The following is a 17,747-nucleotide window of genomic DNA, read 5'->3' as shown; positions in this document are numbered from 1 at the left end:
TGGTCGGAAAGCGGTTCAGTTCGTGAGCGGTTCGGTGGCGCGTCGCCTGGTGATCTCGGCGACGCACGCCCAGTCCAGGTCCTCGCCGACGTGCTCGATGGCCGATTCGAAGACCTCGCGCAGCACTGCTCCGGTCGGCAGCTCCACGCCGAGAGTCTCGGCGGCGCGGATCGCGAGCATGAGGTCCTTGTGCCCCAGCGTGGTGGTGAAGCCCGGCGGGGTGTACGTGCTCGTCGCGATCGCGCGCCCGTAGCCGCCGTAGACCGGTCCGGGGAAGATCGAGTCGTTGATCACCTCGACGAACTTCCCGGTGTCGATGCCGGATCCCTCGAGCAGGGTCACCGATTCGGCGAGCGCCTGCAGGGCGTGCACGATCAGGTAGTTGGCCGCGATCTTGACGGTGGGCGCGGCGTCCACGGCGGGCCCGAAGTCCCACACCCGCTTGCCCATCGCCTCGAGCACGGGCGTCACCGCGGCCAGGGTCCCCGGGTCGCCGGAGGCGAGCACGGTCATCCGCCCCGCCGCGACCGCGTCCGGCCGCCCCAGCACGGGGGCGCTGAGGTAGTGACAGCCGTGCTCGCGGGCGAGCCGGTCGAACCCGGCCGCCGCACCCGGGCTGACGGTCGCGTGACCGACGTGGACGAAACCGTCCGGCGCGGCTCGCAGCCGTTCGCCCGTGAACACCGCGCGCATCGCGTCCTCGTTGCTCAGCATCGAAAAGACCAGGCCGGTGGCGATCGCGTCCTCGGGGCCCTCGCCCCGGGTCGCACCCCGTGCGCAGAGCTCGTCGGCCTTGCTCGGCGTCCGGCTCCAGACCGTGACGTCGTAACCGGCCTCGAGCAGGCGTGCCGCCATCGCGGAGCCCATGTGGCCGAGCCCGATGAAACCGACACGCCGATCCGCTGTGGACATCACCCATCTCCTCCCAGAAAAGCGGCCGCGTTGCGGGCTCGCGCGGCGTGCAGGCGCCGCACCGCGACCGTACGGTCCATGACGAACTGCATCCCGACGACCAGGAGCAGCAACGCCCCGGTCGCCAGGCCCGTGACGTAGGTCGGGGCGCCGGCTGCCGTCGCCCCCGCGCCGACCACGCCGAGGATCAGCACGCCCAGCACGACGTTGACCGCGTTGCCGCGACCGCCGTACAGGCTGATTCCGCCGATGAGGCAGGCGGACACCGCGGCCAGCAGCAGGGTGGAGAAACCCCGCGGATCCGCCGAGCCGCCCTGCAGGCAGGCGAGCGATCCGGCGAGCCCGGCACAGGCGCCGGAGAGCCCGAACGCCAGCGTGAGCGAGCCGGTCACGGGGACACCGGCCGCGCGTGCTTCCTGGCGGGCTCCACCGACCGCGTAGATCTCCCTGCCCCACCGGGTGTACGCGAGGAAGACACCGAGCAGGACGAGCACGGCGATGCCGGTGAGCGTCGCGGGCGTGAGCAGCCACCACTGCCGCAGCAGCGGATCGGTCGTGGTGAGCTCCGCCAGGCCGATCGGCCGCTCGCGGGACAGCACCAGCGCGATCCCGCTCAGCCCGATCAGGGACCCGACGGTGACGACCAGCGAACTGATCCGCAGCCACGCGATGAGCAGCCCCTGACTGACCCCGAAGACGAGCCCGGTCGCGGTGCCGAGCGCGATCGCGGGGACCAGCCCGAGCTCCCCGGCGCGGATCGCGACGACACCGGCCAGCGCCGCCATCGAGCCGATCGAGAGGTCGAGCTCGCCCGCGATCATCGTGACCGCGACTCCCGCGGCGGCGATGCCGACGAGGGCAACGCCGTCCAAGGTGCCGAACACCGCCGACGAGGCGGTGAAATCAGGCACGGTCACCGCCAGGAACACCACGAGTGCGACCAGCACCCCCGCCTGGACCCCGTAGGCCCGGCCGGCTCTGCCGACGGTCCGGGAAGTCATGACGCCCACCTCCTGGCCAGGTGCAGGACGGCCACCACCACGATGATCAGGATGCCCTCGCCGAGCACCCGGACCCCGGTGGTCAGACCGTGCAGGAGCAGCACGTTCTGCAGCACGACGATCACGAGCGCACCGGCCGCCGAACGGACCGGCGAACCGTCGCCACCGCTGACCGCCGTGCCGCCCACCAGCACCGCCGCGACGGCGTCGACGGTCAGCTCGGACAGGTTGTTCACCGTGACCTGCCCGAGCTGGCTCGCCGAGAACACACCCGCGACGGTGAACCCGACCGACATGATCACGAACGCCCACGCGGTGGCGGACCGCACCGAGATGCCGCTGGTCACCGCGGCCTCCCGGTTCGCGCCGACCAGTACCAGACGGCGGCCGGGAACCGTCCTCTCGACGAACAGCCAGACGAGTCCGGTGAACGCCACGAACACCCAGACCGGCAGCGGGATCGCCAGCAGCGTCGTGGCCGCCAGCGCGCCCACACCCGAGGCCGGCGCCGAGATCACGGCTCCGCCGGTCACCGCCGCCACCACGCCGTAGATCAGGGCTCCGGCGGCGAGTGTGGTGACCACCGGGTTCAGTCCCGCCGCCACGGCAAGACTCTGCACCAGGCCGATCACGACGAGCGTGACGAGCGCGAGCAGGGCGCCTGCCACGAGCGCGCCGCCGTGCGCGGCCACGGACATGAACAGGATCGACGCGAGCATCGCGGACTGCCCGGTGCCCAGGGAGAAGAGGTTGCCGGAGAGGGTGATCGCGGTCATGCCGACCGCGGCGATTCCGGTCACCGACGTGTTGATCAGTACTCCGCGCAGGTTGTCGAAGGTGAGGAAATCCGGTGTGGTGGCCGTCGCGACCGCGACCAGGACCACGAACACGACCGGCATGGCCCACCGGCTCAACTGCCGTGCGGTGCCGGCGCGCCTGGCGACCGGGACCGCTACGGAGACCTCGGTCATGACGTCACCTCTTCACCCGCCGGCACCGGCCGCGCGTTCCCATCGTGCATGACCTCGCGCACGAGCGCCTCCTCCGTCCATTCCGAACTTGGCCGCACCGAGGACAGGACGCCCCGGTGGAAAGTGCCGATGGCGTCGCAGAGCCCGAAGACCTCGCCGGTGTCCGAGGAGCTGACGACGACGGCCATCCCCTCGTCGGCCAGCGCGCGCAGCCGCCGGTAGATCTCGGCACGGGCGCCGACGTCCACGCCCCGCGTCGGTTCGTCGACGAGCAGGACCTGGGGATCGCGGCCCAGCCACTTGCCGACCGCGACCTTCTGCTGGTTGCCGCCGGACAGGGTGCCGACCTGCACGGGCAGCCGCGCGGTGTCGATCGCGAAGTGCTCCGCCGTCCGCGTCGCGATGTCGCGTTCCCGGCGCGGGAACACCACCCCGAGCCGGGACACCCGCCCCAGCCACGCCGAGGACAGGTTCCGCTGGATCGACAGCCCGGCGAAGATGCCGTCGCGCTTGCGATCCGGCGAGCAGTAGGCGATCCCGCTGGCGATACCCGCCCGGCGATGGCTGAGATCGACGCGCTTGCCGTCGAGCTCGACGGTGCCGGTCAGCGACGGCGCGAAACCGGCCAGCGCCCGGAGCAACGCGGAACCACCGGCACCGAGCTGCCCGGTGAGGCCCACGATCTGGCCCCGCCGGACGGCCAGGTCGACCGGCGCCGCCAGCCCGGGCGTGGTGAGCCCGGTGATCTTCAGCCGGACCGGGGCGTCCTCGGTGTCCCCGCGTTCGGGGAACATGTCCCCGAGATCGCGGCCCAGCATGCGCCGCACGACGTCCTCCGGCGTCAGCTCCGCGGTCACCGCCGGGGCGAAACTGGCGCCGTTGCGGAAGATCGTGACGCGGTCGCTGATCGCGAAGACCTCGTCGAGCCGGTGGGTGATGTAGAGGATGCCGGCGCCTTCGTCGGCGATGGACCGGACGATCTTCAGCACCCGCGCCGCTTCGGCCTGCGACAGCGCCGCCGTCGGCTCGTCGAGGATGAGCACGGTGGCCGACCGCGCGAGGACCCGGGCGATCTCGAGCAGCTGCAGCTCCGCGACCGAGAGTTCCTCGGCGGGCGTGCGCGGGTCCAGGTAGCCGAGCCCGACCCTGGCCAGCAGATCCTCGGCGCGGCGGCGCAGGAAACCGCTGCTCCACCACAACCGCACGCCGCGCCGGCCGAGCAGCAGGTTCTCGGCGACGCTGAGGGCGCCGACAGTGCTGTATTCCTGTTGCACGACGGCGATACCGGCCGCCTGCGACGCCCCCGACGACGACAGCTCGACAGCTCGCCCGTCCATCCGGACGGTGCCGGAGTCGGGGCGCACCAGTCCGGAAAGGACTTTCACGATGGTGCTCTTGCCCGCGCCGTTCTCGCCCAGCAGAGCCATGACCTCACCCGGGCGCACTTCGAGGCGCACCTCGTCGAGCGCCTGCACGGCGCCGTACCTCTTCGACACGCCATCGACTTCCAGGCGCGGGATCCCGTTGTCCGCCATCAGAACTGCAACTCCTGGACGGTGCGGCCCCACACCCGCAGGGTGTCGACGTTGTGCGGGGTGATGGCCGGGTTGGGCATGTAGGTGAAACGGGACGGTGCGTCGGCGGTCACGGGTGGCTGTTCGGCCGAGGCGGGCAGGCGGTCGACGCCGTCGACGACCCGGCCGGTGGCGAGGTACCGCGCCGCGGTCTGGATGGCGAGGATGCCCTCGATGACGGGTGACTGCAGCACAGCGGAATAGATCAGCCCCTGCTTCAGCGGCTGCTGGTCGCCCGAGAAGTCACCCACCACGACCGTCACGTCCTCACCTGGTCGCAGGCCGCCCTGTTGCAGCGCCTTGACGGCCCCGGTGCCGATGTTGTTCGACCCCGCCACGACGAAGTCGATGCCGGCCGCCTTGTACTTCGACAGGATCTGGCTGGTCGCGGTGAACCCGCCTTGCGCGTCGGGGCTCTTGACGTTTTCGGTGGCCAGCACGTTGAAGGTGTCGCCGACGCGGTCGAAGAACGCCTGGTGCCGCACGATGCCGGTCTCGTACCCGGTCGGATACGTGATCTCCAGCAGATTCGGCTTCCCGCCGGGGCCGTGGAACGTGACACCGCGGCTGCGCGCCTCGGCCACGGCCTGCAACGCCATGTTGCCCATCTCGGCGCCGATCGCCTCGTTGTCCTGCCCGGGCCGGGCCGTGATGTAGGGGCCGGCCTGTGGCAGCACCCGGCCGTTGAGCTGGATGACCGGCGCGCGGGCCGCCAGCAGGCGCGCGGAGTTCACTCCCGTGTCGTTGTTGGCGGGCCAGTACACGAACGCCGCGGCGGGTTTGCCGGACGCGAGGAACTGCCGCACCTGCTGGTTCTGCTGGGTCTGGTCGAAGTTGTTGTCGATCACGTCGAGCCGGTAGCCCAGGCGGCCGGCTTCCGCCCGCATCGCCTTGATCTCCGTGCTGACGTAGCTGTTGGCCGTCGAGACGACGAAGGCCACGATCGTCGCGCCCCTCCCGTCCACGGTTCCGGTGCCGGTGACCTTCGCGGGCACGACGGCCGCGTCACCGCAGCCCGACAGGAGGAAGGCGGTCGCAGTGACCGCCGCGAGGAGCACGGCTCGGTACCAGCGGGTCATCGTCGATCCTTTCTGCACCAGTGCAGCCAAGCGAGGAGGCGAGGCTAGCATTGGATACATTCGGGGTGCAATACGCGGAAAACGTCAAGCTCACCTGGTGCACGACCTGTTAATCGGATACATTCAGGTGGTCTTGAGTCAGTGAAGAGGGAGGCGTCCCGTGTCGGCACCAGCACTCGCGGTCAACCACGTCGGCCTGACCGTGCCGGATGTCTTCGGCGCGATCGACTGGTACGGACAGGTGTTCGGTTTCCACTGCATCATGGGCCCGCGCGTCCTGGAAGCGACCGGTCACGGGGAGGCCGCGACGGTGCTGGGCCCCCGGTTCCGCCGCGCGTGGCAGGCCCATCTGCTGGCCGGGAACTCCGTGGGCCTGGAACTCTTCCAGTTCATCGACCCGCCCACCCGCGGCGAGCGCGCGGAGGACGAACGGGTGCCTTATCTGGACCGCGGCCCGTGGCACCTCTGCTTCACACACCCGGACGTGCCGGGCATGATCGACCGGATCGTTGGCGCCGGCGGCACGCTGGTCGCGCCGCCGTACGAGTTCGTGCCCGGCAGGCCGTGGGTCTTGTCCTATGCGACCGACCCGTGGGGCACCGTCCTGGAGATCATGAGCCACAGCTACGCCGAGGCATTCGCCAACTGGCCGCAGCCCGGCCAGCTCACCCCGCCGACACTCGTGCCGCGCCCGGACGCCGCCGGTTGAGGGCCGGCTACCAGCGCAGGCGAAGTTCCGCGCGACGTGATTCGGCCTCGGTCGTCCAGACGGTCGCAGTTGGTACCGGCTCTGCTCATGACGGCGAGGGACTGGTTGACGGCCGCGGCGTGTGTGCTCGCGTATGGTGGCGTCGTGGCCAGGGGGAGTGAGTCAATGTCGTTCCGGGAGGAATCGGCCGGTGAAGGCGGCAGCTGACGCGGGGCTCGACACGACGCCCCTCACCGTTGCCTCCACCCGCGCCGAGATGCGGGAGTTCACCACTCGCGTGCTCGGGCGCCGCACGCGGTGGAACGTCTGGGTCGGCCTGCTCGTTCTCTACCTGGTCGCGACAGCCGCCGTCGCGGCTCTCGTCCTCGTCGCCTTGATCCTCGGCGCGCTGGGGACGGGGACGCTGGCCGAGCGGTTGCGTGATCACGCCCTGCTCCTGTCGGCCGGTACGGCGGCCTGCCTGGTCGCCTCCGTGTTCATCTGGGTCGCCCACCGGATGAAGGGCAAGCAAGAGGAGCTCTTTCGGCTGCACCGGTTCGCGGCCGCCAACGGGTTCGACTTCGCCCCCGAGGTCAAGGAACCCGACCTGCCGGGACTCATCTTCCAGCGCGGCACCCTGCGTCGCTGCTCCGCACGTCTGCGCCGCTTCGGCCCTCGCCCGCTGGAGGTCGCCGACTACACCGCCTGGATCGCGAAGGGGCGCGCGGGCGAGTCGCTGCACTGGTCGTACTTCGCCCTCACGCTCGGTCGGCGGATGCCGCAGATCGTGCTCGACGCCCGCGCCGACGAAGGACGGCTGCTCCGATCAACCCTGCCCGTCCAGCCCGCTCAGGACAGGCGAACGCCGCTGGGCGGCCCGTTCGAGGAAGCGTTCCGGCTGTTCTGCCCGCCCGAGGCGGAGGGCTGGGCCCGTTCGCTGTTCACGCCGGACATCGTCGCCCGCTTCGTCGGCCCCGGCAAGACCGCTTTCGACGTGGAGGTCGTCGAGGACCGCCTGTTCGTCTACTCCCACCTGCGGTCGCTGTCCTGCTGCGACCCGCAGACGTGGCGGTGGATGAGCGAGACCGCGGACGCGCTCTACGCGCGGCTGGAGGATCTGAACGACAACGTGGCCATGCCCGACCCCGTGGGCGCCGAGAGCGAGGCAGCCGAGAGGCCGATCGGTCTCGCGCCGCCGTACGCGCGGCTGCGCCGCCCGTTCCCGGTCATGGCTCTCGTCCCGCTCCTCGTCATGGTCGGTGTCTGGGCCGCCGCGCTCGCCGCCTAACCCCGGCACCACGCCGCCGGCACCGAACGCTGTGGTTCCACATCACGGTGCCGTCGTTTTCCCGCCAGCGTCGCCGCCGCGCCACTCCTACCGTCGTCGCCGTGGACACTGATCTTTCGCCGGCCCAGCCGGTGCTTCGTGCGCCGGTGGTGGGGTTCCTGACGCTCGCTGCCGCTCTGGGCACCGCGACCCTGTATCCGCTGCAACCCTCGATCGCGGAGGTCGCGGGATCGCTGGACGTCCCGGCCGCGGTCGTCGGCACGGTGCTCGCCTGCGGCCCGGCCGGGTATCTCGCCGGGCTCGCGGTGCTGGTCCCGCTGGTGGACCGGTTCCCGCCGAGAACGGTGGTGGCCGCGCAGTTCGCCGCGCTCGCCGTCGCCTTGGCGCTGGCCGCCGCCGTGGGTTCCGCCACGCTGCTCGGGCTTGTGCTCGCCGTGATCGGCGCCGGCTCCGCGGTGGGGGCGCAGCTGAGTTCGGTGGCGGGACGGTTCGCCGAGCCGCAGCGCCGGGCGACAGTGCTCGGGGTGGTGACCGCCGGGATCTCCGCGGGCATCCTCGCCGGGCGGATCGGGGGCGGCTGGCTGACCGGGCTGATCGGCTGGCGTGCCATGCTCCTGGTGTTCGCGCTCGCGTGTGCGGTCATCGCAGTCGCCGCCCGTGCGGCGTTGCCCGCCACGCCCGGCCGCGCCGGAACCGGGTACCTGGCCACACTGCGCGGGCTTCCCGGGCTGTACCTGAGGTTCCCGGCGCTGCGGCTGGCCGCCGCGCGCGGCGCCCTGTGGTTCTTCGCGTTCTGCGCGGTGTGGGCGGGCATCGCGGTCGCGCTGTCCCAGCCGCCGTTTTCGTATTCGCCCGAACAAATCGGCCTGTACGGGGCGGCCGGTCTGCTCGGCATCGCCGCCACTCGGATCGCCGGGGTGTGGACCGACCGCGTCGGCGCGCGGCGGGTGATCCTCATCGGACTCGCGCTCGCTGCCGCGGCGGCGCTGACGCTCGGCCTCTGCCTGTCCAACACGCCCCTCACGCTGGTCTGCCTCGGCCTGTTCGACGCCGGGCTGTTCGCCGCGCAGGTGGCCAACCAGAGCACCGTGCTCGCGCTCGACCCGGCGGCGCCCGCGCGGTTCAACAGCGCCTACATGGTCGTCTACTTCGTCGGCGGCAGCCTCGGCACCGCGGCGGGCGCGGCCGCGGTCGGCTGGTTCGGCTGGACCGCGACCGCGGCGGTCTGCGCCGGGGCGATCGTGGTCGCCGCCGCGATCAGCCGCGTGGGATCACACTGACGCGCGCAACGTCTGTGACAGCGCGTCGACGGTCACGCTCACGATGGCGCGCAGCTGCGCCCGGCTCGCTCCGGCTCTGCTCATGACGGCGAGGGACTGGTTCACTGCCGCCGCGTGCATGGCGAAGGCGTCGGCGTCCTGGTCGGTCAGCTCGCTGGTTTTCAGGGCGGCGCGCAGGCGCAGGCGCTGGCGGCCGAGCGCCTGTTTGGCGTGCGCGGCGACGCGCGGGCTCAAGGCCGGGATCGCCATGGCCGACTGGGCGATCAGGCACCCGTCGGGCAGTGCGGGATCGGCGATGCGTTCGAGGGTGACGTCGAAGAACGCGCGAACGGCGGCGACGGGGTTGGAGTCCGCACGCGACAGGGCGGCGTCGTACTTGTCGCCGTAGCGCGCGGCGTAGCGGTCCAGGCAGCGCAGGAAGAGCGTGTCCTTGTCGCCGAGGGAGGAGTAGATGGAGCTGCGGTTCAGGCCGGTCGCCTTGGACAGGTCGTCGAGCGAGGTGTCGGCGTAGCCCGCGCGCCAGAACTGGATCATCGCCGCGTCGAGCGCGGTGTCGGTGTCGAACTGCTTCTTGCCTGCCACGCGACCACGCTAACACATGTTGAACTGATCGGTTCGAGATGTGTTAGCGTCGCCGGTGTGCTCATGAACGACCTGCCCCTGCGGCATCTGACCGGATTCACCCACCGCTGGGTCGACGCGGACGGCGTGCGCCTGCATGCCGTCCAAGGTGGACGGACGGACGGCCCGGCGGTCGTCCTGCTCGCCGGTTTCCCGCAAACCTGGTGGGCCTGGCGCAAGGTGATGCCCAGCCTGGCCGACCGGTTCCACGTCATCGCGATCGACCTGCCGGGCCAGGGTCACTCCGAGCGGCCGGAGGACGGCTACGACACGCACACGGTCGCCGCGCACGTCCACGCCGCCGTGGCCGCCCTTGGCGTGTCGAGTTATTCACTGGCCGCCCACGACGTCGGCGCGTGGGTCGCGTTCTCCCTCGCCCTCGGCTTCGAGGACCACCTGCACCGGGTCGCGCTGCTCGACGCCGGAATTCCCGGTGTCACGCTCCCGGAGACGATCCCCACCGATCCGGATCGGGCGTGGAAGACGTGGCACTTCGCTTTCCACGCCGTGCCCGATCTGCCCGAGACGCTGCTCGCCGGCCGCGAACGCGAGTACGTCGGCTGGTTCCTGACGGCGAAAACCTTGTCTCCCAGCACGTTCGACGACGCCGAGCTCGACCACTACGCGGCGGCCCTCGCCGCCGACGGAGGACTGCGCGCTTCCCTCGCCTACTACCGGGACGCCGCGGAGTCAGCGCGCAAGAACCGCGAGGCCCTCGAGCGGCGACGGCTGACCGTGCCCATCCTCGGGATCTCCAGCAGCCACGGCTCCATTCCGGACATGGCCGCCTCCCTCAGCCCCTGGGCGGACAACACCACGGGAATCGTGGTGCCCGACGCCGGACACTTCATCCCCGACGAACAACCCGCCGCCGTCGCCGACGCCCTGGCCGGCTTCCTCACCGATGCCCGCTGACGCCCGCCGTGGATTCGTGCGCGAGGGCCGGGCGAGCGCGGCCCTCGCGCACCGGGATCAGCCGACGACGGCCGGCTCCGGGGCCGGCGGCTTCGGGGCGTCGGCCAAGTGCTCGACCAGCGGCTTGGTCGGCGGGGTGCCGTAGGTGAAGTACGTTTCCCACGGCAGTTTCGCGCCGCCGATGGCCAGACCCGTGTCGATGTCGGACATCAGCCATGTCTTGGTCTCCGAGTCCGGCTCCAGGTGCAGGTAACCGGGCTCGCCGAACAGCTCGATCCGGTTGCCGCCGGGCTCGAACACGTACAGGAACGCGCCCTGGGTGATGCCGTGCCGGTCCGGGCCCGCCTCGATGGTGATGTCGTACTCGCGGAACATCTCCGCCGCGTCGATGTTGTGCTGCTGGATGCCGTAGTAGAAGGCGGCGTGGTGCAACCGGCCGTGGGCGCCCAGGTTGTCGCGCATGATGGCGACCTCGTGGCCGAGGATGTTGGTGCTCAGCCAGGCGCCGAACTCGACGTCGCCCTCGACCACCCGTTCCCGGGTGCGGAAGCCCAGGTACCGCTCCAGCGACTGCTTGACCGGGGTGACGTCGCTGGCCAGCAGGTTGAGGTGGTCGATCCGCTTGACCGGGATGCCCTTGAGCGGCTTCTTCGACGCGCGGGTGAGGATCTTGCTCCGCAGCTCCGGCGGGGCCTGGTACTTCTCGGCCTCCCACACCACCTGCAGGTCGTGCCCGTCGGGCGAGGTGAACTGCAGCGTCTTGCCGTAGCCGAGGTCGCCGTCGAGCCACCGGTGGTCGAGGTTGCCGTCCTTGATCGCCCGGTAGCGGCGCTCCAGCGCCTCCGGTGAGGACGCCCGCAACGCGGCGTGATTCATCCGCGGCTCCGGGCCTTCGGTGACTTTCAGGCTCCACTGGTAGGGGTCCTCGTAGCCGCGCAGGTAGACCGACTGGCCCTCGCGGTGGGTCTCGTACATCCCCAGCAGCTCGGTGAAGAACCACAGCGTCCCGTCGGGGTCCGGGGTCACCAGTTCGACGCGGGCCAGGTGCGCGATCTCGTGCCGGATGTCGTGCTCACTCACTCGAATTCTCCTTCGCCACGATGCGTTGTGGCCGATGGTGAACCGGTGGCCGGGCCCGCGGCACCACTGGTTCGCCCATCCTGGACAGCTTTCCGGCGGTGACGCGCGCTGTTCGGATATCCGGGATCGCCGTTGTCGGCGGCCCGCCGCCACGGGAACGTCACCGCCGGACGAAGTTGCACTGGAAGGGCGGAGCGCACATGGCGCCACGAGTGGAAGCGGCGATCGTCGGCTCGGGGAACATCGGTACGGACTTGCTCTACAAGCTCCGCCGGTCCGAGCTGATCGAGCCGCGGTACATGGTCGGCATCGACCCCGGCAGCGAGGGCCTGAAGCGGGCACGGGACATGGGGCTGGAGGTTTCCGCCGACGGCGTGGAGTGGCTGTTGTCCCGGCCGGAGCCGCCGGCGCTGGTCTTCGAAGCGACCTCGGCGAAGGTGCACGCCGCCGCCGCGCCGCGCTACGCCGAGGCGGGCATCACGGCGATCGACCTGACCCCTGCGTCGGTCGGGCCCTACGTCGTGCCCGCGGTGAACCTGGACGAGCACCTCGGCGCGCCCAACGTCAACATGGTCAGCTGCGCGGGGCAGGCCACCATCCCGATCCTCTACGCCGTCGACCAGGCCGCGGACGTGTCCTACGGCGAGATCGTCGCGGCCATCGCCAGTGCCAGCGCGGGCCCGGGCACGCGGCAGAACCTGAGCGAGTTCAGCGAGAAGACCGGCCGGGCGCTGGCCGCGGTCGCCGGCGCCGACTCCGCCAAGGCGATCTCGGTCATCAACCCGGCCGAACCGCCGATGATCATGCGCGACACCGTCTACGCCCGCGTCCGCGAGCCGGACGCGGCGCGCATCGAGCAGGCGGTGCGGGACATGGTCGCCAAGGTGCAGGAGTACGTGCCCGGCTACCGCCTCCGCCTCGTCGAGGTCGACGGCGACCTGGTGACGGTCATGCTCGACGTCGAAGGCGCGGGCGACTTCCTGCCGACGTACGCGGGAAATCTCGACATCATCACCGCCGCGGCCGTCCAGGTGGGCGAAGCCGTGGCGCGCAAGGCAGCCCGGGAAGGAGCGGCGGCATGACCGGCGCGCAGCGGATCCACCTGGTCGACACGAGCCTGCGGGACGGGATGAGCAGCGTCTCGCACAAGTTCACCACCGACCAGGTCGCGGCGGTGGCGCGCGGCCTGGACGCGGCGGGTGTGCGGACCATCGAGGTGGCGCACGGCATCGGGCTCGGCGCGTCGTCCATCCAATACGGCTTCGCCGCCGCCAGCGACCCGGACTACGTGCGCGCCGCGGTGGAGGCCGTCGCCGACGCCGACATCGCGGTCCTCTACGTCCCGGGCATCGCCACGCTCACCGAACTGGACCGGGCGCACAAGGCCGGCGCCGGCACCGTGCGCGTGGCGGTCCACTGCACCGAAGCCGACTGCGCCGAGCAGCCGATCGTGCACGCCCGCGAGCGCGGCATGCGGGTCATGAGCTTCCTGATGATGAGCCACAAACTCCCGCCGGCGCAGCTCGCCGAGCAGGCCGCCAAGCTGGACTCCTACGGCGCGCAGGTGGTCTACGTCGTCGACTCCGCCGGTGCGCTCGTGCCGCGCGGGGCGGGGGAGCGGGTCAAGGCGCTGCGCGAGGCGATCTCGGCCGACATCGGCTTCCACGCGCACAACAACCTGGGCGTCGGGATCGGCAACGCGCTCGCCGCGGTCGAAAACGGCGCGCTGTACATCGACGGGTCGCTGCGCGGTCTGGGCGCCAGCGCGGGCAACGCGCAGACCGAGGTGCTGGCCGCGGCGCTCGAACGTGCCGGCTACGACACCGGGGTCGACCTGTTCCCGCTGGTCGACACCGCCGAACGGGTCATGGCGCCGCTGATGACGGAACCGCAGATCATCGACGAGACCGCGCTGATCCTCGGCTACGCCGGGGTGTACTCGACCTTCTTCCACCCCACCAAGCGGGCGGCGAAGAAGTACGGCGTGCCCGAGCGGGACATCCTGCTGGAGCTGGGACGCCGGGGCGTGATCGGCGGCCAGGAGGACATGATCATCGATGTCGCCGCCCAGCTGGCGGGCCGTTCCGAGGTGGTCGGGGCATGACGGCGCACGAGGTCCGCCACCTCATCGGTCCGGAGTGGACCGACGGCGACGGGGGGACGTTCGAGACCCGGGACCCGCACGACGGCAGCCTGCTGGGCACCGTCGCGCGCGGCTCGGCCAAGGACGGCGTGCGCGCGATCGAAGCCGCGCGGCAGGCGTTCGACACCGGACCCTGGCCGCGGATGTCGCCGAAGGAACGCGCGAAAATCCTGCACGCCGTCGCCGACGCGGTCGAGGCGCACGTCGGTGAGCTGGCCGAGCTCGAATGCCGCGACGCGGGCAAGAACATCGGGCACCTCACCCACGCCGAGATCCCGCGGGTCGCGCAGAACTTCCGCTTCTTCGCCGACTACGCGGCGCTCGCCGCCAACGATGCCTACCCCGACGGCGACCTGCTGTCCTACGTGCTCTACCCGCCCGCGGGTGTGGTCACCGCGATCAGCCCGTGGAACGCGCCGCTCATGCTGGCCACGTGGAAGATCGCGCCCGCGCTCGCCTTCGGCAACACCGCGATCCTCAAACCCGCGCCGCAGACCCCGCTCACCGCGCACCGTTTCGGCGAGCTGGCCCTGGCAGCCGGGCTGCCCCCGGGTGTGCTCAACATCGTGCACGGTTTCGGCGGAGACGAGGTCGCCGGCCCGCTGACCACCGATCCCCGCGTGGACCGGATCACCTTCACCGGCTCCAGCGCGACCGGGGCGAAGATCCTCGCCGCCGCGGCCCCGAACCTGACCCCCGTGTCGGCCGAACTGGGCGGGAAATCGGCGAACATCGTCTTCGACGACGCCGACCTGTCCGTCGCGGTGCCCGAGTCGGTCAAGGCGATCTTCGCCGGCAACGGCCAGGTCTGCCTGGCCGGCTCGCGGCTGTTCGTGCAGCGCGGGATCCACGACGAGTTCCTGGCCGCTTTCACCGCGGCCGCCCGGAAACTCACGATCGGCGACCCGAAGAACCCCGCCAACATCATGGGCCCGCTGATCGAGCAGCGGCACCTGGACAAGGTGCACGGCTACGTCGAACTCGCCCAGCGCGAAGGCGGATCCGTGGTCACCGGCGGCGAACGGGCGCGCGGGACCGGGCTGGACGCCGGCTTCTACTACCGCCCGACGATCATCACCGGCCTGACCAACGACACCCGCACCGCGCAGGAGGAGATCTTCGGCCCGGTGCAGACCGTCATCCCGTTCGACACCGAGGAGGAAGCGCTCACGCTGGCCAACACGAGCCCGTACGGCCTGGCGGGCGTGCTGTTCACCACCAACCTCGACCGCGCGCACCGCATGGTGCGGCGGTGGAAGGCGGGAATGGTGTGGGTCAACTGCTTCTACGAACGTGACCTGCGGCTGCCGTTCGGGGGCGAGGGGATCAGCGGCCTGGGCCGGGAAGGCGGCCAGTACTCCCGCGAGTTCTTCACCGAGCCGCGCGCGGTGACATTGCGCATCCGGGGCGCGGCGTGACGACCGGCCAGGCGGTGGTCGTCGGGGCGACCGGGACACTCGGATCGGCGATCGTGACGCGGTTGACCGGCCGGGGCCTGCCGGTGGTCGCCGTGGCCCGCGATGCCGAAGCGCTCGCCAGGCTCGCCGCCGGCGAATCCCTGATCACCGCCTGCGCGGCGGACATCGCCGACGACTCGGCGATCGAGCGGATCGGCGCGGTGCTGACCGGCCCGGTGCGCATCGCCGTGTTCGCCCCGGGCCTCGGCGCGCACGGGTCGGTGGACACGGTCAGGCCGCGAGCACTGGCCGAGGCGGCCGAGATCAAGCTCGGTGGCCTCGTCCGGCTGCTCCGGGCGGTGCGCGACCGGCTCACGAGCGGCTCGCGGTTCGTGGCGTTCGCCGGTTCGCTCGGCGCGGAACCGAAACCGCACACCGCGGTGCAGGGCGCGGTCAACGCCGGCGTGTTCAACCTGATGCGCCAGATCGCCGACCGCTACGGCCCGCTCGGCGTGACCACGCACGTCATCGCCCCGGGCCCGGTGGACAGCCCGCGCCTGCGCGAACTGGTCACCTCCGCCGCGCGGGAACGGGGCACGTCGGTCGACGAGGTCTGGCAGCAGTACGAGCGGGAGCCCTCCCGCGGCGCCCTGCCGACGGTCGCCGAGGTCGCGTGGGCGGTGGAGCTGCTGCTCGACCCCGAGGCCGCGGTGCTCCACGGCGGCGTGCTCACGCTCGACGGCGGCGTCCGCCGGGGAATCCTGTAGGAGGGAGGCGAACTGATGCCGGTCGTTCAATTCCACCTCGAAGACGGCTCGCTCGACGACGAGCAGGCGGCCGACCTGCTCCGGAGGGCGAGCAGGCTCTACGCGGACGTGCTCGGCTCGCCGGTCGAGCGGGTGCGGGCCTTCGTGGTCCCGCACCGTCCACAGTGGTGCGCCGTGGGCGGCGAGGTGCTGTCCGAGGGCGGTTCCGGGCTCGCGTACTTCACCGCGGTCGTGCTGACCGGACGGCCCGCGGACCAGCGCGAGCGGCTGCTGGCCGGGTTCACCGACCTGCTCGTCCACGTGGCCGGGGTACCGCGGGAGAAGGTGCGCGGCCGGATCGAGCAGGTGCGGCCGGAAGACTGGGGTATCGGCGGTGTGCCGGCCGCCCAGGCGCGAGCGGGCGAGATCGCCGCGCGGGCGCGGTAGCCGGAGCATCGCATGTTGCAGACCATCCAGAAGATCGGGCCGGTGCTCGACCTGTTCACTCCGGAGCGTCCCGAATGGGGCGTGGCCGAGGTCGCCGAAAAGCTCCGCCTGCCGAGGTCGAGCACCCACGCGATCCTCGCCAGCCTTGCCGACACCGGGCTCCTGGCGCCCACCGCCCGCGGCAGGTACCGGATCGGGTGGCGGATCGCCGAGCTCTCCGAAACGCTGCGCGCCTCGCTCGACGTGCGCGCCCACGCGGTGCCGGTGTTGCGGGAACTGGTCGGCACCTTCGGCGAAACCGTGCACCTCGCGGTGATGGAACGCGACAAGGTGCTCTACGTCGACAAGATCGTCGGCACCCACATGGTGAACGTGGTCGGCGCCCGCGTCGGAGCCCACCTGGACGCCCACTGCACCGCCGTGGGCAAGGTGCTGCTCGCCCAGCGGGACCCGGCCGACCTCGACCGGTGGCTTGCGCGGGCGGAGCTGCGCCGGCTCACCCCCGCGACCATCACCGATCCCGCGATGCTGCGCAACGAGCTCCACCAGGTCCGCGTGGCCGGCTGCGCGTACGACGTGGGCGAGGCCGTCGCGGAGGTGCACTGCGTGGCCGCGCCCGTCACCGATGACCGCGGAGTCGTGGTGGCCGCGGTGAGCATGACGGTGCCCGCCAGCCGGTTCCTGCCCCGCAAGGCCGAACTCAAACGCGCCGTCATGTCGGCCGGCGGCCGGATCTCGGCCGCGATCGCCGCGGCGACCGGCGCCGCGCCCAGACCCGCCCGCCGACGAAAGGGAACACACTGATGGACGACAACCAGGTCGCCGGGGCCGCGGAGCGGCTGCTGGCGGCCTACGACACCGGAAAACCGGTCCGCCCGGTGATCGAGGACCACCCGGACGCGACGATCCAGGACGCCTACCGGATCCAGCAGCACCAGGTGCGGGTGTGGACCGCGGGCGGGGAGACCGTCCGCGGCCACAAGGTGGGACTGGCCTCCCGGGCGATCCAACGGCAGATGGGCGTGGACCAGCCCGACTTCGGCCACCTGACCGCGGGCATGTTCCACCTGGAGCACGACCCGATCCCGGCCGCGACGTTCCTCCAGCCGCGGATCGAGCCGGAGATCGCCTTCGTTCTGGGCAGGCGCCTGGAGGGGCCGGGCGTCACCGTCGCCGACGCGGTCCGCGCGGTGGACTGCGTGCTGCCCGCGCTGGAGATCGTCGACTCGCGCATCCAGGACTGGCGCATCTCCATCGTCGACACCATCGCCGACAACGCCTCCTCGGGTGGTGTGGTCCTGGGCAGCACCCCGTCCCGGCTGTCCGATGTGGACTTGCGCATGGCGGGCTGCGTGCTGTACCGCAATGGGCAGGTCGCCGCGACCGGCGCGGGCGGCGCGGTGCTCGGCTCGCCGCTGAAGGCGCTGGTGTGGCTGGCCAACACCGTCGGCCCGCTGGGCACCGCGCTCGAACCCGGTCACGTCGTGCTGCCCGGGTCGATGACCAGGGCGATCTCGATCGCCCCCGGAGACACCGTGGTGACCAGCATCGCCGGCATCGGCAGCGTCACCGCCGTCCTGTCCACCGAGGAGGAAGCGTGAGCAT

Annotated in this window: 18 protein-coding genes; 11 read left to right on the top strand and 7 right to left on the bottom strand. The window is 71.5% G+C overall.

Features of this window, described 5'->3' with window-relative positions:
- Positions 1 to 15: 15 nt before the first annotated feature.
- Genes AMY39116_RS0300410 through AMY39116_RS0300390 form a run of 5 tightly spaced genes read right to left on the bottom strand, consistent with a single transcriptional unit; the run spans position 16 to position 5,537 of the window.
- A complete protein-coding gene (locus tag AMY39116_RS0300410; protein ID WP_020415728.1) occupies positions 16 to 912 on the bottom strand; it encodes an NAD(P)-dependent oxidoreductase in 897 nt (298 codons plus the stop codon).
- On the bottom strand, positions 912 to 1,913 hold the full coding sequence (locus AMY39116_RS0300405) for an ABC transporter permease (RefSeq protein WP_020415727.1): 1,002 nt from the start codon (positions 1,911 to 1,913) through the stop codon (positions 912 to 914). The genes AMY39116_RS0300410 and AMY39116_RS0300405 overlap by 1 nt, the downstream gene beginning before the upstream one ends.
- Positions 1,910 to 2,884 carry an ABC transporter permease gene (locus AMY39116_RS41810; RefSeq protein WP_020415726.1) on the bottom strand — a complete coding sequence of 325 codons (975 nt, stop codon included), beginning with the start codon at positions 2,882 to 2,884 and terminating at the stop codon, positions 1,910 to 1,912. Before AMY39116_RS41810 ends, AMY39116_RS0300405 begins: the two co-directional genes overlap by 4 nt.
- Positions 2,881 to 4,419, bottom strand: a complete 1,539-nt coding sequence (locus AMY39116_RS0300395; protein ID WP_020415725.1) for a sugar ABC transporter ATP-binding protein — start codon at positions 4,417 to 4,419, stop codon at positions 2,881 to 2,883. Before AMY39116_RS0300395 ends, AMY39116_RS41810 begins: the two co-directional genes overlap by 4 nt.
- Positions 4,419 to 5,537 (bottom strand): substrate-binding domain-containing protein, encoded by a 1,119-nt coding sequence (locus tag AMY39116_RS0300390; protein ID WP_020415724.1) that lies wholly within the window; start codon positions 5,535 to 5,537, stop codon positions 4,419 to 4,421. The genes AMY39116_RS0300395 and AMY39116_RS0300390 overlap by 1 nt, the downstream gene beginning before the upstream one ends.
- A gap of 160 nt (positions 5,538 to 5,697) precedes the next feature.
- On the opposite strand from AMY39116_RS0300390, the gene AMY39116_RS0300385 reads away from it, so the two are divergent.
- The 3 genes from AMY39116_RS0300385 to AMY39116_RS0300375 all read left to right on the top strand — a co-directional run bounded on the left by AMY39116_RS0300385 (position 5,698) and on the right by AMY39116_RS0300375 (position 8,793).
- On the top strand, positions 5,698 to 6,246 hold the full coding sequence (locus AMY39116_RS0300385; protein WP_020415723.1) for a VOC family protein: 549 nt from the start codon (positions 5,698 to 5,700) through the stop codon (positions 6,244 to 6,246).
- Positions 6,247 to 6,436: 190 nt separating this feature from the next.
- On the top strand, positions 6,437 to 7,513 hold the full coding sequence (locus AMY39116_RS44500; protein WP_020415722.1) for a hypothetical protein: 1,077 nt from the start codon (positions 6,437 to 6,439) through the stop codon (positions 7,511 to 7,513).
- A 101-nt stretch (positions 7,514 to 7,614) separates the two neighbouring features.
- Positions 7,615 to 8,793, top strand: coding sequence for an MFS transporter (locus AMY39116_RS0300375; protein WP_051123446.1), 1,179 nt, complete (start codon positions 7,615 to 7,617; stop codon positions 8,791 to 8,793).
- Here AMY39116_RS0300375 and AMY39116_RS0300370 read toward each other — a convergent pair.
- Entirely contained in the window at positions 8,785 to 9,375 is a 591-nt protein-coding gene (locus AMY39116_RS0300370) for a TetR/AcrR family transcriptional regulator (RefSeq protein WP_020415720.1), read from the bottom strand. The genes AMY39116_RS0300375 and AMY39116_RS0300370 overlap by 9 nt on opposite strands.
- 63 nt (positions 9,376 to 9,438) lie before the next feature.
- Between AMY39116_RS0300370 and AMY39116_RS0300365 the strand changes: the two genes are divergently transcribed.
- Entirely contained in the window at positions 9,439 to 10,329 is an 891-nt protein-coding gene (locus AMY39116_RS0300365; RefSeq protein ID WP_020415719.1) for an alpha/beta fold hydrolase, read from the top strand.
- Positions 10,330 to 10,386: 57 nt separating this feature from the next.
- Here the strand turns inward: AMY39116_RS0300365 and AMY39116_RS0300360 are convergent, their stop codons facing one another.
- The gene (locus AMY39116_RS0300360) at positions 10,387 to 11,409 is read right to left on the bottom strand and encodes a VOC family protein (RefSeq protein ID WP_020415718.1); all 1,023 of its coding nucleotides are present in this window, start codon (positions 11,407 to 11,409) and stop codon (positions 10,387 to 10,389) included.
- A 200-nt stretch (positions 11,410 to 11,609) separates the two neighbouring features.
- Here AMY39116_RS0300360 and AMY39116_RS0300355 point away from each other — a divergent pair, with 200 nt between their 5' ends.
- The 7 genes from AMY39116_RS0300355 to AMY39116_RS0300325 are packed head-to-tail and all read left to right on the top strand — an operon-like array spanning position 11,610 to position 17,743.
- On the top strand, positions 11,610 to 12,491 hold the full coding sequence (locus AMY39116_RS0300355; protein ID WP_039791027.1) for an acetaldehyde dehydrogenase (acetylating): 882 nt from the start codon (positions 11,610 to 11,612) through the stop codon (positions 12,489 to 12,491).
- Positions 12,488 to 13,513, top strand: coding sequence for a 4-hydroxy-2-oxovalerate aldolase (gene dmpG / locus AMY39116_RS0300350; RefSeq protein WP_020415716.1), 1,026 nt, complete (start codon positions 12,488 to 12,490; stop codon positions 13,511 to 13,513). The genes AMY39116_RS0300355 and dmpG overlap by 4 nt, the downstream gene beginning before the upstream one ends.
- Positions 13,510 to 14,970: an aldehyde dehydrogenase gene (locus tag AMY39116_RS0300345; RefSeq protein ID WP_020415715.1), complete on the top strand. Its 1,461-nt coding sequence runs from the start codon at positions 13,510 to 13,512 to the stop codon at positions 14,968 to 14,970. Before dmpG ends, AMY39116_RS0300345 begins: the two co-directional genes overlap by 4 nt.
- Positions 14,967 to 15,716, top strand: coding sequence for an SDR family oxidoreductase (locus tag AMY39116_RS0300340; protein ID WP_020415714.1), 750 nt, complete (start codon positions 14,967 to 14,969; stop codon positions 15,714 to 15,716). The genes AMY39116_RS0300345 and AMY39116_RS0300340 overlap by 4 nt, the downstream gene beginning before the upstream one ends.
- Positions 15,717 to 15,731: 15 nt before the next feature.
- On the top strand, positions 15,732 to 16,142 hold the full coding sequence (locus AMY39116_RS0300335) for a tautomerase family protein (RefSeq protein WP_020415713.1): 411 nt from the start codon (positions 15,732 to 15,734) through the stop codon (positions 16,140 to 16,142).
- Positions 16,143 to 16,154: 12 nt separating this feature from the next.
- The gene (locus tag AMY39116_RS0300330) at positions 16,155 to 16,946 is read left to right on the top strand and encodes an IclR family transcriptional regulator (RefSeq protein ID WP_020415712.1); all 792 of its coding nucleotides are present in this window, start codon (positions 16,155 to 16,157) and stop codon (positions 16,944 to 16,946) included.
- Positions 16,946 to 17,743 carry a 2-keto-4-pentenoate hydratase gene (locus tag AMY39116_RS0300325; RefSeq protein WP_020415711.1) on the top strand — a complete coding sequence of 266 codons (798 nt, stop codon included), beginning with the start codon at positions 16,946 to 16,948 and terminating at the stop codon, positions 17,741 to 17,743. The genes AMY39116_RS0300330 and AMY39116_RS0300325 overlap by 1 nt, the downstream gene beginning before the upstream one ends.
- Positions 17,744 to 17,747 lie beyond the last annotated feature (4 nt).

Origin of the sequence: Amycolatopsis sp. ATCC 39116 (genome assembly GCF_000231075.2) — a bacterium.
Classification (GTDB): domain Bacteria; phylum Actinomycetota; class Actinomycetes; order Mycobacteriales; family Pseudonocardiaceae; genus Amycolatopsis_E; species Amycolatopsis_E tucumanensis.
The sequence above is the reverse complement of the archived record's forward strand: the minus strand, read 5'-3'. Positions and strand labels throughout refer to the sequence as shown.

Bases quoted from the DNA above. Each gene is read 5' to 3' on its own strand.
- AMY39116_RS0300410 (WP_020415728.1), bottom strand. From the start codon at position 912: ATGTCCACAGCGGATCGGCGTGTCGGTTTCATCGGGCTCGGCCACATG.
- AMY39116_RS0300405 (WP_020415727.1), bottom strand. From the start codon at position 1,913: ATGACTTCCCGGACCGTCGGCAGAGCCGGCCGGGCCTACGGGGTCCAG.
- AMY39116_RS41810 (WP_020415726.1), bottom strand. From the start codon at position 2,884: ATGACCGAGGTCTCCGTAGCGGTCCCGGTCGCCAGGCGCGCCGGCACC.
- AMY39116_RS0300395 (WP_020415725.1), bottom strand. From the start codon at position 4,419: ATGGCGGACAACGGGATCCCGCGCCTGGAAGTCGATGGCGTGTCGAAG.
- AMY39116_RS0300390 (WP_020415724.1), bottom strand. From the start codon at position 5,537: ATGACCCGCTGGTACCGAGCCGTGCTCCTCGCGGCGGTCACTGCGACC.
- AMY39116_RS0300365 (WP_020415719.1), top strand. From the start codon at position 9,439: ATGAACGACCTGCCCCTGCGGCATCTGACCGGATTCACCCACCGCTGG.
- AMY39116_RS0300355 (WP_039791027.1), top strand. From the start codon at position 11,610: ATGGCGCCACGAGTGGAAGCGGCGATCGTCGGCTCGGGGAACATCGGT.
- dmpG (WP_020415716.1), top strand. From the start codon at position 12,488: ATGACCGGCGCGCAGCGGATCCACCTGGTCGACACGAGCCTGCGGGAC.
- AMY39116_RS0300345 (WP_020415715.1), top strand. From the start codon at position 13,510: ATGACGGCGCACGAGGTCCGCCACCTCATCGGTCCGGAGTGGACCGAC.
- AMY39116_RS0300335 (WP_020415713.1), top strand. From the start codon at position 15,732: ATGCCGGTCGTTCAATTCCACCTCGAAGACGGCTCGCTCGACGACGAG.
- AMY39116_RS0300330 (WP_020415712.1), top strand. From the start codon at position 16,155: ATGTTGCAGACCATCCAGAAGATCGGGCCGGTGCTCGACCTGTTCACT.
- AMY39116_RS0300325 (WP_020415711.1), top strand. From the start codon at position 16,946: ATGGACGACAACCAGGTCGCCGGGGCCGCGGAGCGGCTGCTGGCGGCC.